This is a genomic window from Mucilaginibacter terrigena (assembly GCF_004168255.1).
In the GTDB taxonomy this organism is placed as follows: domain Bacteria; phylum Bacteroidota; class Bacteroidia; order Sphingobacteriales; family Sphingobacteriaceae; genus Mucilaginibacter; species Mucilaginibacter terrigena.
In genome coordinates, this window is record NZ_SEWG01000002.1 from 582,604 (window position 1) to 599,444 (window position 16,841).

Here is a 16,841-nt window from a genome sequence, read left to right on the forward strand (position 1 = left end):
AATTGCCTGAAGAACATTTTGTTTTTCAATATCCAACAAAAAGAGCGCCTTTTCAGGCGCTCTTTCAATACTATCGGAATAAAAACTAATCTTTAATTTCCTTTCACCTAATCACTAATCACTAACCACTAATCTCTATTTACGGCCACACACCAAGGTTTTGGTACGATACCGCAATTTTGTTGATAGCGCCTACCATTGCCGCGTTACGCAAGGTTTCAACCTTAGGGTTGTTCTTGTATATCTCGCGGATCTCGTGGTACGAGCGGATCATGGTATCTTCCAAACCGGAGTTTACCAGTTCCAGCTCTGATGCACCCTTGATAATGGTTGAGCGTTGCAGCGGCGTTAACGATGTACCGGTAATGCCTTCTACCATGTTCACCAGGTTAAGGTTCGAGTTTTCCTCAAACCTGCGGTTGATACGGCCAAACGCTACGTGGCTCAGGTTTTTTAACCACTCAAAATACGATACGGTAACACCACCTGCGTTAGCATACATATCCGGGATGATCATACCGCCGGCTTTGTAAAAAGCGGCTTCAGCCTCGGGCGATGTTGGGCCGTTGGCGCCTTCGGCAATAATTTTGGCTTTAATACTGCCAATATTTTCTGCGGTTATCTGGTTCTCTAAAGCGGCTGGCACTAAAATATCGCATGGCTGCTCCAGGCCGTCCATGGTGTTTTTAAACTCTTTTTTAGCGCCTGCGTATCCTAAGATAGATCCGCTTGATTTGCGGTGCTGAAACACGGCTTCTACATCAAGGCCGTCCTCGTTGTAAATAGCGCCTTCAAACTCGCAAAGGCCAACGATGATAGCGCCAAACTCCGACAAAAATTTGGCCGAGTAGTAACCCACGTTACCCAAACCCTGTACAATTATTTTTTTGCCCGATAAGCCTGTGGTTAAACCAAGCTTTTGCATATCCTCGCCAACGCTTACACACTCGCGTATGGCAATAGCCACACCACGGCCGGTAGCCTCGCGGCGGCCTGCAATACCGTGTAAGGAAATTGGTTTACCCGTTACCGCTCCTAAAGCATCCAGCTGGCCGGGGTTCATGGTGGCGTAAGTATCGGCTATCCAGCTCATTTCGCGCTCGCCCGATCCATAATCCGGGGCGGGTACGTCAATGCTTGGGCCAATAAAATTCTTTTTGATAAGTTCAACCGTGTAACGGCGGGTAATGTTCTCCAGCTCGCCAACGGTGTAGTTTTTTGGATTGATCTTGATGCCACCCTTAGCGCCGCCAAACGGTACATTTACAATGGCACATTTATAGGTCATTAGGGCTGCAAGGGCCATAACTTCATCCTCGTTCACCATTTCGCTGTAGCGGATACCGCCTTTTGTTGGCGACTGGTGGTGCGAGTGCTCTACACGCCAGGCATCAATCACTTCAAAACCATTGCCTTTGCGTATAGGGAAACGAAAACGATAAACACTGTTGCATGATTTGATCTGGTCTAACAAACCTGCATCGTGCTGGGTGAACTGCGCTGCATGATCAAAGTTCTTACATACATCACCAAAAAAGTGTGTATCCTGATTTGCAGTCGGATTATTGATATTCATAATTTAGAATTGGATAAATAATTAATTCCTTAAAAAAGTGCACAAATTTGGTATATTTTTTATCAATAATGCAAATTTTTAATGTTAGTGTATCGCTTACACATGATATTGGCAGGGGCTTAAATCAATGTTTAAACAATACAGGCCGTGCTTTTGATTTACTTTTCTTTCTCGATTTTTTTTAATCGCCTGTCAATACCGAACAGGTAAACGGTTATGCCGGCAAATACGATCACTATGGTGCCCACCACCACGTAAATTCTGCCTTCGCTGCGCATTTTATCGGCCATTTCAACAGCCTGCCCGCTTTGCGCTTTTACGGCTATAAAACAAAGCAGCATTAATATTAAGGAAACAAGTTTTTTCATTAGGGTAATTTATTTTTTGTGGTGATGAAGCTATTATGGGCCGTTTTACTCGTTTTAGTTTTTTGAGCGGTGGCGAATAATGGTTTCATGTTAATTGATTGCGTTCTTTTTATATTCAATTAAACGGATACGGTAACGTATGGTGGCTATCCAAACCGCCAGTAATGCCCAGGCAATAAAAGCAGGGTATAAAACCATACGCATGCGGTTATCCATATCCAGTTTACCAAAGGCAGGGTTACCGCCGTTGCCGGGGTGTAACGAGTCGGTTAAGCGGGGCAGCACCATAATAAGCACCACCATTACCGGGAAGGCGAAAATGTTGTAAATGGCCGAAATTTTGGCGCGCTTTTGCTCTTCGTCGATGGAGTTGCGCAGCACCAGGTAGGCGCAGTAAAGCAAAAAGGCAATTGCGGCGCTGTTTTGTTTAGGGTCGTTGCTCCAGTATTCGCCCCAGGTATAGCGTGCCCACAGCATGCCGGTAACAAGCCCGAGCACAAAAAAGAAAATACCGGTATTGGCGCATTCAACAGCTATCATATCGTGCTCTTCTTTGCCCGTTTGTAAGTATTTAATGCTATAAATAACCGATATAGTGAACACCGTGAACATGGCTATCCACATAGGTACGTGGAAATATGTGTTGCGTATGGTTTCGTGCATTATGGGCAGCCTTGGCACACCCAGCAGAAACCCGGCTATAAGCGTGTAAAATATTATTACAACCGCTAATACCTTCCACCAGGTTTGATAAATGAATTTCATATATAAAGTATGGCTGCAAATGTAATAATTAGATGTTTTGATTTATGCACACCGCGCTATTATTAACAATGTTTCATTATGCATGCATATCAATTATAATTGTTATTTACATAGGTATGTTGCATTGAAAGTTTGATAGGGTTTTGTAGAAACGCAAGATCTCAGGAAACAGGAAGCTTCCATTTTTTTGCTCTTAACTCTATTTGCCTTGTATCCCGATAAGTGCGTTACCTACAAAGCCACCTTTTTCTCCCCGTTATCCACGCCTTTAATAAACTTTATCAGGCCGGCCATGTAGGTTTGCTGGTCGTCGTACATGCTCATGTGGCTGCCGTTGGGGCAATACAGGTAGCTGCCGTTTTGTACTTTTTCGGCTACCATTTTCATGTGTTTTGGGTCCATGGTATCGTATTCGCCGGCAATGCTCAGGGTAGGTACGGCAAGTTTTGGCAGGTCGGCTACGCGGTCCCATTTCAATAGTTTACCGGATACGCCAAATTCGCTTGGCCCCTGCATGGTAACATATAACGACTGGTTCATTTTACCCATCGCGCGGTTCATCGGCTCGGGCCACTTATCCATCGGCAGGCGGCAAATATGCTTGGCATAAAAGTTCGGCATCAGCAGGCCCATGTATTCGGGGTTCTCAAAATCGCCTTTGGCCTCTATTTCGCGGATGCGTGCCAGTACTTTAAGGTCAAATTGTTTGGCCAGCACATCGTTAGCATATTTGCCATAATCGGGGGCGCTCATCATCATGTTGGATATAATAAGCCCCTTTAGGTGCTGCTGGTATTTAAAGGCATATTCCGCAGCCAAAATACCACCCCACGAATGGCCCAGCAGGTAAAAGTTATCCTTATCCAGTTTTAGCGCCTGGCGCACCTGCTCCACCTCTTCCACATAGCGCGGCAGGCTCCACATCGATGTATCTTTGGGGTTATCAGAGTTTCCGCAGCCCAGCTGGTCGTAATAGATCAGTTCGATACCTTCGGCAGGTAAAAAGCTTTCCATACATTCAAAATATTCGTGCGTGGCACCCGGCCCGCCATTTAGCAGCAGTAGCTTTATCTTTGGGTTATTGCCCAGTTTTTTTGTCCATACGTTAAATTTACCTTTCGGGGTATTTATCTGTATCATTTGTACGCCGCCACTTTTTACGCCCGGTGCATCATCCTTAAAATAGGAGGCAAGCACATTACTGGTTTCAGCAGGTTTATCACCCTGTTTACAGGCAAAAAGGCAGGTTGACAATGCAAGTAGTAAAAAGATTAGCTTCTTCATAACGGGTGATTGGTTTTTGATAAGGAAAGATAAGTAATTAAGTTAAACTTTGCTTTAATTTGGGATACAGATAGTTACCGAACAAATTATTTAACCTTAGCGTCCTTCAAGCCCAAAAAGCCGGCATAGCTTTTCGCTGCTTTTTTTATCTGGTTTAAATTTACCAGGCTTAATTTCTTAAAGGGTGTTAAAGCCACTTCAAGCATATCTTTTTTAATAGTACGTTTCCAGATACCTTCAATTTTACCGTTGATGATGATGGTGTGGTTAAAGATGGTGCCGCGCGGGTCGGCCTTGCTGATGTCTTTTCCTGCAATGGCGAAACTGCGGTCTTTATAACTAACGATGTATTCGTCGTAATTGGGCAAAAGATAGGCTGGGGCGGGTTGGGCAGATAAGAGAGTGTCTGCAAACCAGTAAGTGCTGCCCTCAAAAGTGTAGCTTTCAAATTTATCTTTAAGGGATTCTATACCGGCGCGGGCATCGGTAATGGTAAGGCCGCTCCACCATACAAAGTCGGCAAGCGTAGCGGGTCCGTGCGAGGTGAAATAACGTTCCATCAATTTCACAACGGCCCCGGTACGGCCAAGTTTTTTGCTTTTGGGGATCCGGTTATCAAACAAGGCGTAAGTAAATTGCCTGCCTTCGCGGCCGCCGCTGCAAATAACCTGTTCCAGTTCCAGGTGCATCATAATATGCACAAAGCGCTGCTCATCGGTATTGATGCCATTATACTTAAGCAGGGCCGAAAGTTCATCGCGGGCTATTTGCTTTTCACTAAGCAGGGCTTTGGTAAGCAGTTTTTCGCTTTTGCGGAGCACTACATCGTCTATCTCTAATTGCTTATTCCTGCCTTTGGCCAAGGCCTGTATGCGTTTGGCGGTAAGGTCGAGCATCCAGCGTGCATCATCCGGATGGATAAAATGCCAGGTGGGGCGCATTACATGGGTACGGATAATGTCGCCATTGGTAAACGCTTTTTCTATCAGCTCGTCGGTACCGTCATTCATCCGCATGCCCAGCGCCCATTTGGCACCGGTATAATCCTGCGATTGCACAGCCCCAAGATATTTTACAACATCGGCAGGGTTGGTAAACTCAGGCCCGGCAAGGTGCTGGTTTTGCATGCGTTGGGTGCTAATATCAATATCGATCATGATGATTTGAAGATAATTATTAATCTGTAAGAGGCAATGCCATTTCGCAATTTAAAGTGTAAATCAATAGTAGTATTAACTACTAATCAATCCGAGATCGTAAATTTAAAATCCGAAATCAAGTGTCCCATTCCGTCCCATTCAGAAACGAGTGGGACACCCTGATAAAAACACATAAACAACTTATATTTAAATATTTAAGTTGCTCTTGTTAAAGTACCACTTTAAATAAAATTGCAAATTTATATTTTGTAATATGCTGGTAATTAATCATTTATGATCTTGTCCCGCATTGTGTAATATTTAGTGGGACACCACCGATAAATAGTCCTTTATCATGGTGAACCTGTCGAACCATTTGACAAGCGTATAACTCTTTGCCAAGCTCCCCAAAAGATTCCCTTATGCAGGCATCCGTTTCAATAAGCAAAAGCTTTTAGCTTTCTGCTTTCGCCTTTCAGCTTCTCTCCACATCGCCTTAACTTTTCCACAATCCCGGTATTACGCGTGCAATCAATTAAATTAGCAGATTATTAATCACAGCAAAACCCTTGGCCAAAACCGAAACCAAAGAGACCCCTTTAATGCAGCAATACAATGCCATCAAAGCAAAGTACCCCGGTGCCTTGCTGCTGTTTAGGGTGGGCGATTTTTATGAAACTTTTGGCCAGGACGCGGTGAAGGCTTCGGGCATATTGGGCATAGTGCTTACGCGCAGGGCAAACGGCGCGGCAACGCATATCGAGCTGGCCGGGTTCCCGCACCATTCGCTGGATACCTACCTTTCCAAACTGGTGCGTGCAGGCCAGCGGGTAGCCATTTGCGACCAGCTGGAAGACCCCAAAACCACCAAGACCATTGTAAAACGTGGTGTTACCGAACTGGTTACGCCCGGCGTGGCCACCAGCGATAACATATTGCAGCAAAAGAGCAATAACTACCTGGCATCGCTGTATTTCGAAAAGAACAGCATCGGCATTGCCCTGATAGATATATCTACCGGCGAGTTCCTGACCGCCCAGGGCAATACAAGTTATATTGATAAGCTGCTGCAAAGCTATGCACCCAGCGAGGTGATATTCCCCAAAAGCCGTCAGCACGATTTTAAAGATACTTACGGCGACCGCTTTTATACCTACACCCTCGACGAATGGCCCTACAGCGGCGATTACGCGCACGAAACACTGCTGAAGCATTTCGGGGTAAAATCATTAAAAGGCTTTGGTATCGATAAGCTGAATCTGGGCATTGTGGCTGCCGGTGTGGCGCTGCATTACCTGAACGAGACCGAACACCGCAACCTGCAGCATATCTCGGCCATTGGCCGGATAGAGGAGGACAGGTACCTGTGGCTCGACAGGTTCAGCATCCGTAACCTGGAACTGGTAGGCTCTAATAACGAGAACGCACTTACCCTGGTAGATGTATTAGACCATACCTGCTCTCCCATGGGTGCGCGCATGCTTCGCCGCTGGATTGTGATGCCGCTTAAAGAAATTAAGCCCATAAACGACCGCCTTGGCGTGGTGGAATACCTGATAGAACAGGAAGAACTGCGCGAGACCCTGCAAAACCAGATCCGCCAGATCGGCGACCTGGAAAGGCTGATATCAAAGATCGGCCTGCAAAAAGCCAACCCCCGCGAGGTTTGCCAGCTGAAAAAGGCTTTATTAGCCATCGAAAGCATCAAAAAACTAACGGAAGGCTCGGCCAGCGAACCGATGAAAGCTATTGGCGAACAGCTAAACCCATGTGCTTCCATCTGTGAAAAAATAGCCCGCGAACTGCACCCCGAACCACCAGTGATGATGGTTAAGGGTTCGGTGATGAACGAGGGGGTAAACGAGGAGCTTGACCGGCTGCGCAAGATAGCTTTTGGCGGCAAAGGCTATCTGCTGGAGATCCAGAAACGCGAGGCCGAGGCAACAGGTATCCCGTCGCTAAAAGTATCGTTCAATAATGTGTTTGGGTATTATTTGGAAGTAACCCACAGTCACCGCGATAAGGTGCCAACCGAGTGGATCCGCAAGCAAACCCTTGTTAATGCCGAGCGCTATATTACCCCCGAACTGAAAGAATACGAGGAGCAGATACTGGGCGCCGAAGAAAAGATCCTGGTTCTGGAAACCAGGCTTTACAACGACCTGCTATACGCCCTTGCCGAATATATAAAGCCCATCCAACTAAATGCAATACTGATTGCCCGGTTGGATGTGCTGCTTAACTTTGCTACCATATCCATCAAAAACTATTATGTTAAACCGGATGTAAACGATACGCGGGTGCTGGATATAAAAGGCGGCCGCCACCCGGTAATAGAAAAGAACCTGCCCCTGGGCGAGGAATACATCACCAACGATGTTTACCTCGATTCGGATTCGCAGCAAATTATCATCATTACCGGTCCCAATATGGCGGGTAAATCGGCCCTGTTGAGGCAAACCGGCCTCATTGTATTGATGGCGCAGATGGGTTGTTTTGTACCGGCCAAAGCGGCTTCTATCGGTTTGGTAGATAAGATCTTTACCAGGGTGGGGGCATCGGATAACCTGTCGTCGGGCGAATCGACCTTTATGGTGGAGATGAACGAAACCGCCAGCATCCTGAATAACCTAAGCGACCGTAGTTTGATATTATTGGATGAGATAGGTCGTGGCACATCAACCTATGATGGCATCTCCATTGCCTGGTCTATAGGTGAGTACCTGCATAACCATCCCACCGCAAAAGCCAAAACATTGTTTGCCACCCACTATCACGAGTTGAACGAGTTGAGCAATAGCTTTAACCGCATCAAAAATTATAATGTATCAGTTAAGGAAGTTGGCCAACAGATCATCTTCCTGCGTAAGCTGGTGCCGGGCGGCAGCGAGCACAGCTTCGGCATCCACGTGGCCAAACTGGCGGGTATGCCCCAAAAGGTGCTGAACCGTGCCAACGAAATACTGAAGAAACTGGAGAACGAGCGCACCGGCGGCGAACACATCAAGGAAAGCATCCGCAAGGTGCAGAAGCAGGCTGTGCAGATGCAGATGTTCTCGATAGACGATCCGGTGCTGGTAAAAATTCGCGATACACTGAACAACCTTGATGTAAACACTCTAACCCCTGTTGAAGCCCTAATGAAGCTGGACGAGATACAAAGGGTGATAAAGGGGTAGAGGCCCTACCCAAACCCTCCCCGAAGGGATGGGCTTTAAGTAAAAAGTATCCCCTAACGGGGGAGATTTAGAGGAGGCTTGTTAATATGTTTATAAATCCCTTTGTAACGTTTAGGCGTTAGCAGATATCTTTAGCTTATGTTAATACCCCGCCAATCGCGTTTGTTGTTGTTTTTTGCTGCCGCGATACTGCTGTCTGCCTGCCATTCTAAAAAATTAACCATCAGGAACAATGCCGACCTGCAACAAAATGGTGTGCCGGTTGTAAAACGCGGGCCATATGTAATGGTAAAGCCTGATAAGGACATTGCAGAGAAGTACGCTAATTTAATGGGCGTTAAGCGTAACGAGATCCAAAACGGCCGCCTCTACAGCTTTATCGACGAATGGTACGGTGCGCCTTATCGTTTTGGCGGCATGGGTAAGGATGGGGTGGATTGCTCGGGCCTGGTGCTTTTACTGCAGCTGCAGGTTTACGACCAGCCTATGCCGCGTACCTGCGCATTACAGGTAAATGCTATTAAACGTAAATACGAAGATGAGTTAAAGGAAGGCGACCTGGTTTTTTTTGATTTCGACGGCAAGCAGTTTAGCCATGTTGGGGTGTACCTGCAAAACGGCTATTTTGTGCATGCCAGTACGCGCAAGGGCGTTATGGTTGCCCGCCTGCACGATAACGGTATCTACAAATTTTTCTCGCGTGGCGGCTCCGTGGCCGACCCGGTATACTCGTCACAAAACGATTAATCGGTATCTTCGGCCGGTATTTTTTTTCTCTTTCTCGATCTAAAAAGTCGTGCTATCAGCGGAACATCACCGCTTTCGCCTTTGTAATATTTTCTGCGCAGCCGGGTAAGCGTTAGTCCCCATAAAACAAAGCCAATGCCATATACCTCCGGCCTTACATTCATGTAAAGGCATATACCCAGGTAGATAAACAGTAACGGTAACAAAACAAAATTTATCCGCTGTGCTTTCCATTGCAGGTTTTTTTCGATCTCATTTGAGTTATAACAAATACTTTGGGCATTGCGTACCAAATAACCTGCAAGCAACGTTTGCGATAGCATGCTAAAACCTATCACAAAAAAGTACACCATTAAACCGGTAGGGTTTGAAGGGCTCAATGTCCCTGTCATGATAGATACCGCGAAAGGGAAAAGTGATATAAAGAACAGGAAGATAAGATTGTAAACTATAAGCGTGTTTGTATAATCTTTAAGGTAACTGAACAATTTTAGGTGCTTTGACCAAAACATCCCAACAAAAAAGAAAGCCGTAATGTAACCGAGCAACTTGGGGATCAGTTCTAAAAAAGCTTCCCGTATTTTTTCGCTGCCGGCATGGCGTAGTCCTTCGGGTAATTTTATTTCCAAAACCATTATGGTAATGATGATGGCAAATACCGCATCGCTAAACAGTATAACCCGCTCTAACTGAAACTCTCTTTTTATTCCCTCTTCTTCTTTAATATTCATTGCTAAAATATTATGTATAATTTTGTGCCGATGGCAAAACAAAAAAACGACTACACTTTCTGGACTAAATATAAGCGTTTTGCCGGTACCGAAATAATGCTTTATGTTATTATGATAGCAGGTATCATACTGGGTATCATCATATTCAGTTAGTTTGTTTTTTTACAAGCACTACATTATAAACATCGGCCCCGGCAACCTTCTGGTAAAAATCAACAAGGTCGTCATAACTCTCTTTACTGTAAGTGCCGTCGATCAACTCTAACCTGCGTTTGTATATGATCTTGCCATTATCTGCAACAGCCGTCATTTTAAATTTGCCGAAGGGTTTATCCAGGTTAACGTTCAGCGCTTCCATCTCCGGGCGATAACCGGCCGGCAGGGTGTAAATTATCTCATCCTCATCGGTATAGCCACTGTTTATGTAAACGGGGTTTACACGGTTATGAACTTCGCGTATGTTTCGGTGCCTGTTAACCGGGTTTAACGAAAAATACAGCTTCCCGTTATCTGCCGATGCAAAATCGCGGGCGCTTAGGTTTATGGTTTCTGTTGCTACAGGCATTTGCTTTTTGTCCTGCTTTATATCAAGCTTTTGAATACTGAGGTTGTTGATATTCGCGTACATTTTTTGCAAGATCTTCTTTTGCTCGCTAAATGGTTCGTTAACCAGTTCATCCGGGTTATCGTACTGTGTACCCCTGTAAACGGTAACCATATCACCGCTTAAGGCGCCGGTTGTATCAATAGTAAAGCCGGCCTTACGCAATTGGATATTATCGTGCGATGTATATTTGGGCGTATGCAGCAGTTTGCCGCCCCCGGGTGTGCAGGCCAACACGTTGCGGTCATCAGTAAAATCACCCAAAAAGCCAAACGGAATTTTCTGACTGGTGCACTCTAAAAAAGTGGTATCATTTTTAATAGGCAGGCACAGTATAATGTGGTTGCCCTGGCTCATGCTGGCAAAATCCTTCATCAGGCTTATTTTCTCGTAACTATCGCCCTCTACAACGCAATACCACGATGGGATATCCGCCGCTTTAAATAACGCCTGGGTATAGTTTACCAGGGCTTTGCAATCGCCATAGCTAAGCCTGTCTACATCTGTTGCAGGGAAAGGCTGGTAACCGCCAATACCTACCTGCACGCTTATATAGCGGGTTTTGCCCTGCATATATTCGTATATTTTTTTGCCTTTTGTTTAATATCGGTTATGCCGGCCGTCATACTTTTTACCTGGTCTATTGTTGCTTGCGGCAATATCTGCCGGTTTGCCAGCAGCTTATCATAATTCCAGCGCCCAAGTTCGTTCCAGTTGGTGAAACTGCCGCTTATACCAGCGTAAATAAAATCTTTAGGTGCTATTTTTACGGTGCTTAAGTAAGTATCCCTAATAGGGCTGTAGGGTTCGTTGCGTGCCGCTTTAAGGTTGTTTAACTGCCATGTATAGGTTTTTAATCCGTCTTTATTGGTGCCGGTAACCATTTTGGCGGGCATATTTATTTCTTTATACCTGATAACAAAATCGGGCTTGCAGGCAAACGTATACGAACTTTTCTCGACAGCAAGGCCGGGATACGGGTTTGGTTTCCAATCCCTGATGTTCAGCGTTTGTTTCGATCTGATATCATACTCATACTCTATAGTGTAGGGGTACGAGCCTATCGAAGGTATAAAATGCTTGACCCGCGAATCCTCGAACAGCGAATAATCGGCAGAGGCATCCTCGTCCGAGAAGTTTTTTTCAGAGAACTTGCCGCTAAGTTTGCCATACTCGTCATAAACGGTGCCTTTAATACCTTTTATTATGTTGCTTTTATCATACCAAACCACAATGTGGGCAAGGTCGTCGCCGTTTTTGTTTAAAACCGTTATGGCAGTTTTAATATGGTAATAAGTATTGTTATCCCTTATTTCGGTATAGGTGCTTTGATCCCTCATCACAGCGCTTGCATAGGGCAGCAGGTCCTTTGCTATCAGGCTTACCGCATAATTGGTTTGCGCGTTTATGCGGGCAGCGGTGGTTAATAAAAATAATAACGTAAAAAATTTTCTCATCACTTTTTCCTGAACACGATCTCGGCTTTTTCCGACGCGATTATCTTATTGTATAATTCTTTTAAATAGGGGTATTCCTCGGGCGCGTAAACAGATTTTGTGAACTGTATCACATTTGAATAGGTAAACGTGTTGCCCTCGCCGCTAAATTCGGTAAGGAATTTACCGCCCTGGTTGGGCAGGCTTATGGCCGCGTTTTGGGTAGCGCTCTCAACACTATACCCATCGGGCAGGTGCATAGTTAAAATATACCTGCTGCTTGATGGCATGCCCCAATCTACCGGGTAGGTACGTTCTTCTAATTTGAAGGGGTTGGTTACGTACCTGTCAAAAATAATGGGGTTAAATGATAGCCTGTTGTGGTTAAGGTTATCAAAAATATCAATTTCTACTTCGTATTGCTCGCCAAGCGGTTTATCAAGGCTATCCAGGTTCATTATATTCGATTTCAGGATCTTTAATTTAACCAGTTTTTCGTCAAGGTTTTCTACATATTCATCAACAGAGTTGAATTTTTTAATAGCCTTGCGTTTTTCGTATGCCTCGTACCCGTTAGAGTAAGTGCTGATGATCCCTCTTAGTTTGCCATCGGGTTTCAGGGTAACATCCAGGTTGGTGGTGTATGCCTTTTTCTGGCTTGCAACAAGATCTATCCAGTACGATGGTTTATCAAGGCTGATAACCCGCCCCTGGTCGTTAAGGCATTTAAGCGGCAGCATGCCAAACGGCAGCATAGGGTCGGTAGCATCAAGCAGGTAATCAACGTTATCTATGGTTGTTTTCGCAATTACATAGTTAAACTCGTTTTCTACAGGGTATAGCCTGTTTACCAGCCCGTTAGGGCGGGTAGATAACAATACGGCATCCGTTTTAATACCCGCCGAATTTAACGCTGCTACCAGCGCCAGATTTATATCGGCAACATCGCCTGTATGGTTATCAAGCGCTTTTTTTACCCCATCGCTGCCTCTGGAGTATATCTCATTCCATTTAATATTTTTTTGGATGTAACTGTAAATGGCCGAAGCCTTATCCAGGGTGGTAGCCTTACCGGCAATTACAGGGGCAATATATTGTTTAAGCAGGTCCTTTTTTATTTGCGAACCAAAATACTCGGCATGCTTAAGGCCGTAATCAATATCTTTCCACTCCTTGGTAACTTTGTTTTTAACACCGGTATAAGGGTTTGTATATTCCTGCAGGTTAAAGTAAATGGCCGATAGAAAGTTTTTTGGCGATGTCATATAATCTTCCTCAATAAATGCCGGGATATCGGCCATGCCATAGCTAAGGAACGAGCAATCGCATTTTGAGCCATGGCTGCTAAAGCATTCTTTCTCTACATCGGCTTTGCTTTTAGTAAGTTTAAGCGGCCCGCGTATAAGGGCATTATACACCCAAAAAGCAGGGATGTGCACCTCGTACTCCGAGTACATTTTAGGGATATCGTCCTGGAACTGCCACGATGGAAACCTGTAAAATCCGTCTATCATTTTGGTGTAGCTATACTCTATGATACAGCCATTGCGCAGGTTAGGCAGGGCAAATTTTACTTCTTTCCAGTATTTGTTTTGGGTAGTGGTATAAACTTTTGATTTGTCGAGGTCAGTGGTTTTGATCCCGCCGCTTTCATCTACGTAAATTGTACGCCCTTTAATATCGGTAATTTCATCATGGGTATTGTCGGCATCGTAAAACGGAATGCTGACAGTGCCTTTATTAAAGCCCTTACTGTCTAATATCTTTATGCGTACGTGGTATTTAAATGTCAGCTTTATATCGTCATCATTGGTAATATCCAGGCGGGTAGATCCAAATTCCTGTATAACAAACGCGTGGGCCGATGTATCTTTTTGATAAGTTTTTAATTGCGTTTCTGCAACGGTGAAACTACCGTATGGAAAGTCCTGTGCTTGCGCAACGGTAACAAGGGAGGTGAATAACAGCAGGTTAAGTATAAATTTGTTCATGTAGTTTAGGTGCAAATCAGCAAACCTGAAAATATAAAATAATCCTGATATTTTATGCACAAAATAGTGTGCCGATAATTTTGAGAGTTTTACCACCTTTGTAAACTGATAAGCAAAAATGAAATTACAATTAAAGCGGCCCCTGGCCTTTTTTGACCTGGAAACTACCGGCACCAATATTGGAGCCGACCGTATAGTGGAGATCTCTGTTATTAAACTTAACCCCGATGGCAGCGAGGATGTTAAAACCTGGCGTGTACACCCCGGGATCCCTATCCCGCTGGAATCGTCGTTGGTGCATGGTATTTACGATGAGCATATAAAGGACGAGAAGCGTTTTCATGACCTTGGGCAGGATATAGCCGATTTTATACATGATAGTGACCTTGCGGGCTACAACTCCAACAAATTTGATATACCTATGCTGATGGAAGAATTTTTGCGCGCAGGCGTACAGTTCGACCTCGATCAGCGCCATTTTGTGGATGTACAGAACATTTTTCACCAGATGGAACAGCGTACGCTAAGGGCTGCATACCAGTTTTATTGCGATAAACAGATCATCAACGCGCACTCGGCAGAGGCCGACACCCGCGCTACCATGGAAGTTTTGCTGGCGCAGATAGAACGCTACGAAAACCAGGAATGGGAAGATAAAAAAGGCAACAAAAGCACCCCGGTTGTGGGCGATGTAGAGGCGTTACACAAATTTACCAACCTTAGCCGCCCGGTTGATTTTGCCGGCCGCATGGTTTATAACGAGCAGGGCGAAGAGCTGATAAACTTTGGCAAGCACAAAGGCAAAAGGGTAGAGGATGTGCTGAATGTAGAGCCAAGTTACTACTCGTGGATGATGCAGGGCGATTTCCCGCTGTACACCAAACGTAAACTGGAAGAGATCTACAAACGCTGGAACGCCAAAAAGGTAGCCGAGCGCCAGCAAGCCCGGCCCGCGCAACCTGCCCAGGCACCTGCAAATCAGCAAGGGCAACAGGCACAGGCACCAAAACCGTCCTTCCAGAACAATAGTCCTAAAAGTAGCCCACAGCTAAACAGCCAGTCATTTAAAAAGAAGGAAGAGCCCGCCAAACCGGTGGATGAAGATATGCTGGCACAACTGGCCATGAAATTTAAAAAGAGCTAAAACGAAGCACCCCAACCCCCTGAAGGGGGAGTTTTTTGAATAAAGCATAAAGCCCGGTTCTAACAGAACCGGGCTTTATGCTTTATTCACCGCGCAATGACGGGGTGGAACAGTTAGAAAGGTAAGCTCCCCTTCAGGGAGTTGGGGGGGGTGGGCTAAGAAATTGTATATTCCGCTTCAGCCCTTCAAACTTCGTCCGTTTCACCGCCGAATTTTTAAACACTTTTTGGAATACATCGGTGGTGATATCTTCCCAGTCTTCTTTCTTAAGGCCATGCAATTCGGGGTGAGGGGTGAAGGCGGGTTCGTTGTGGAGCACCGAGAAACGGTTCCAGGGGCAAACGTCCTGGCATACATCGCAGCCAAACATCCAGTTATCCATTTTGCCTTTAAATTCCTGCGGTATCTCGTTCTTCAGCTCGATAGTAAGGTACGAGATGCAGCGGCTGCCATCAACCACATAAGGGCCTACAATGGCATCGGTAGGGCAGGCATCAATACAGCGTGTGCAGGTGCCGCAGTGGTCGGCAGTGGGTTCTATATCGTATTCCAGCTCAATATCCACTATCAGCTCTGCCAAAAAGAAGAACGAGCCTGCCTGCTTGCTAATGAGGTTGGTGTTTTTACCCACCCAGCCTAAACCGGCTTTTTTGGCCCAGGCCTTATCCAGCACCGGTGCCGAATCTACAAAAGCCCTGCCGCCAACCTCGCCGATTTTTTGGTTAATGATGTCTAACAATTGCTTTAGCTTATCTTTAATAACGCTATGATAATCAATGCCATAAGCGTACTTGGAGATCTTGGGGGCTGATGGGTCTGACTGTGTGGTATCGGCATAATAGTTAAGCCCTAAGGATATAACAGACTTAGCGCCATCTACCAGCAAACGTGGGTCCAGGCGCTTGTCAAAGTAGTTTTCCATGTAGCGCATTTCGCCGTGCATGCCTTTGTTAAGCCATGCTTCCAGCCGGGGGGCTTCTTCTTCCAAAAAATCTGCCTTCGCTATGCCGCAAAACAAAAAGCCCAGGTTTTTTGCCTCGGTTTTTATCAATTGCGAATATGCCGACAGGTTTTGTTGCATTGCGCAAAGATAGTACAAACCAATGTTTTTTAGACGGGTACGCAATTGCATCATCATAGAAAAAGTTAAATACACCTTAAATAAGTTTCTTTTTAAACAATGGTATGGCTTTTGGTATAGTTATGGAAACTGAAATATCATGCTACAATTTATAAACGATCTGGAACCTCACGTGGTGGGCATACATGCCATAGGCGAGGTGACCAAAGAAGATATGGAGAAAGTGCTGCTGCCACGTATTGATGAATTGGTAGCGCTACAAGGCGAAATCAATTACCTGCTGGTACTGGAAACCGATGTACAAAACTGGACAGCCGGCGCCTGGTGGGACGATATTAAAATGGGCCTGAAGAACTTTACCAAGTGGAGCAAAATTGCCGTTGTAAGCGACCAAAAGGGCGTACAATGGTTTACAGATGCGTTCCGCTTTTTTGTGCCCGGTAAATCAAAAGGTTATTCATTAGCGCAACTTGACGAGGCTATACAGTGGATAACCGCGAAGGAAGAACAACCAGTAGAATCTAAATAACACACATATATGGAAAATAAACCCGAAGGATTTGACAGGGCCAATGGCCAGGGTCAGAACCACGATATTACCGGCAACGTTGCCAACGTAGGTAACGATACCCTAAAACAGGACATAAACGACAAAGACCTTGCTAAAAAGGTACCAACCGTTGTCCCCGAGAATGATACGCCGGAGTTGGAAACACCAACAGAACAAAGCGCCTCTAATAAAGGACAAGGCCCGTCGGGCGAGAACTTATAAAAAGGAAAGGCCTCTTCATTAAAG

Annotated in this window: 16 protein-coding genes; 6 read left to right on the forward strand and 10 right to left on the reverse strand. The window is 45.3% G+C overall.

Translation table 11 applies throughout. The annotated features are described in order from the left end of the window. Positions 1-139: 139 nt before the first annotated feature. The 5 genes from EWM62_RS06430 to EWM62_RS06450 form a co-directional block, all read right to left on the reverse strand. Positions 140-1,576 carry a Glu/Leu/Phe/Val family dehydrogenase gene (locus EWM62_RS06430; RefSeq protein WP_129875830.1) on the reverse strand — a complete coding sequence of 479 codons (1,437 nt, stop codon included), beginning with the start codon at positions 1,574-1,576 and terminating at the stop codon, positions 140-142. A 158-nt stretch (positions 1,577-1,734) separates the two neighbouring features. Continuing rightward, on the reverse strand, positions 1,735-1,944 hold the full coding sequence (locus tag EWM62_RS06435; RefSeq protein ID WP_129875831.1) for a CcmD family protein: 210 nt from the start codon (positions 1,942-1,944) through the stop codon (positions 1,735-1,737). Positions 1,945-2,034: 90 nt separating this feature from the next. After that, positions 2,035-2,700 (reverse strand): cytochrome c biogenesis protein CcsA, encoded by a 666-nt coding sequence (gene ccsA / locus EWM62_RS06440; RefSeq protein WP_129875988.1) that lies wholly within the window; start codon positions 2,698-2,700, stop codon positions 2,035-2,037. A gap of 240 nt (positions 2,701-2,940) precedes the next feature. After that, positions 2,941-3,993, reverse strand: coding sequence for a proline iminopeptidase-family hydrolase (locus EWM62_RS06445; protein WP_129875832.1), 1,053 nt, complete (start codon positions 3,991-3,993; stop codon positions 2,941-2,943). Between the two features lie 86 nt (positions 3,994-4,079). Beyond that, positions 4,080-5,150, reverse strand: a complete 1,071-nt coding sequence (locus EWM62_RS06450) for a winged helix DNA-binding domain-containing protein (RefSeq protein WP_129875833.1) — start codon at positions 5,148-5,150, stop codon at positions 4,080-4,082. Positions 5,151-5,701: 551 nt separating this feature from the next. Between EWM62_RS06450 and mutS the strand changes: the two genes are divergently transcribed. Continuing rightward, entirely contained in the window at positions 5,702-8,311 is a 2,610-nt protein-coding gene (gene mutS, locus EWM62_RS06455) for a DNA mismatch repair protein MutS (protein WP_129875834.1), read from the forward strand. Between the two features lie 138 nt (positions 8,312-8,449). Continuing rightward, complete coding sequence (locus EWM62_RS06460) at positions 8,450-9,058, forward strand: C40 family peptidase (RefSeq protein WP_129875835.1); 609 nt, start codon at positions 8,450-8,452, stop codon at positions 9,056-9,058. On the opposite strand, the gene EWM62_RS06465 is transcribed toward EWM62_RS06460, so the two are convergent. After that, positions 9,055-9,789, reverse strand: a complete 735-nt coding sequence (locus tag EWM62_RS06465) for a TMEM175 family protein (protein ID WP_129875836.1) — start codon at positions 9,787-9,789, stop codon at positions 9,055-9,057. The two genes, EWM62_RS06460 and EWM62_RS06465, sit on opposite strands and share 4 nt — an antisense overlap. A 30-nt stretch (positions 9,790-9,819) precedes the next feature. Between EWM62_RS06465 and EWM62_RS19660 the strand changes: the two genes are divergently transcribed. Further along, the gene (locus EWM62_RS19660) at positions 9,820-9,942 is read left to right on the forward strand and encodes a hypothetical protein (protein ID WP_262708465.1); all 123 of its coding nucleotides are present in this window, start codon (positions 9,820-9,822) and stop codon (positions 9,940-9,942) included. Here the strand turns inward: EWM62_RS19660 and EWM62_RS19550 are convergent. Genes EWM62_RS19550 through EWM62_RS06475 form a run of 3 tightly spaced genes read right to left on the reverse strand, consistent with a single transcriptional unit; the run spans position 9,935 to position 13,820 of the window. Next, positions 9,935-10,966, reverse strand: a complete 1,032-nt coding sequence (locus EWM62_RS19550; RefSeq protein ID WP_238989289.1) for a hypothetical protein — start codon at positions 10,964-10,966, stop codon at positions 9,935-9,937. The two genes, EWM62_RS19660 and EWM62_RS19550, sit on opposite strands and share 8 nt — an antisense overlap. Further along, on the reverse strand, positions 10,942-11,850 hold the full coding sequence (locus tag EWM62_RS19555; protein ID WP_238989290.1) for a DUF3857 domain-containing protein: 909 nt from the start codon (positions 11,848-11,850) through the stop codon (positions 10,942-10,944). The genes EWM62_RS19550 and EWM62_RS19555 overlap by 25 nt, the downstream gene beginning before the upstream one ends. Next, on the reverse strand, positions 11,850-13,820 hold the full coding sequence (locus EWM62_RS06475; protein WP_129875837.1) for a DUF3857 domain-containing protein: 1,971 nt from the start codon (positions 13,818-13,820) through the stop codon (positions 11,850-11,852). The genes EWM62_RS19555 and EWM62_RS06475 overlap by 1 nt, the downstream gene beginning before the upstream one ends. Before the next feature lie 118 nt (positions 13,821-13,938). On the opposite strand from EWM62_RS06475, the gene EWM62_RS06480 reads away from it, so the two are divergent. Continuing rightward, positions 13,939-14,964, forward strand: a complete 1,026-nt coding sequence (locus EWM62_RS06480) for a 3'-5' exonuclease (RefSeq protein ID WP_129875838.1) — start codon at positions 13,939-13,941, stop codon at positions 14,962-14,964. 133 nt (positions 14,965-15,097) lie between these two features. Here EWM62_RS06480 and queG read toward each other — a convergent pair whose 3' ends face one another. Further along, positions 15,098-16,045, reverse strand: a complete 948-nt coding sequence (queG, locus tag EWM62_RS06485; RefSeq protein ID WP_129875839.1) for a tRNA epoxyqueuosine(34) reductase QueG — start codon at positions 16,043-16,045, stop codon at positions 15,098-15,100. 139 nt (positions 16,046-16,184) lie between these two features. Between queG and EWM62_RS06490 the strand changes: the two genes are divergently transcribed. Further along, positions 16,185-16,574 carry a SpoIIAA family protein gene (locus tag EWM62_RS06490; protein ID WP_129875840.1) on the forward strand — a complete coding sequence of 130 codons (390 nt, stop codon included), beginning with the start codon at positions 16,185-16,187 and terminating at the stop codon, positions 16,572-16,574. Between the two features lie 9 nt (positions 16,575-16,583). After that, on the forward strand, positions 16,584-16,817 hold the full coding sequence (locus tag EWM62_RS06495; RefSeq protein ID WP_129875841.1) for a hypothetical protein: 234 nt from the start codon (positions 16,584-16,586) through the stop codon (positions 16,815-16,817). Positions 16,818-16,841 lie beyond the last annotated feature (24 nt).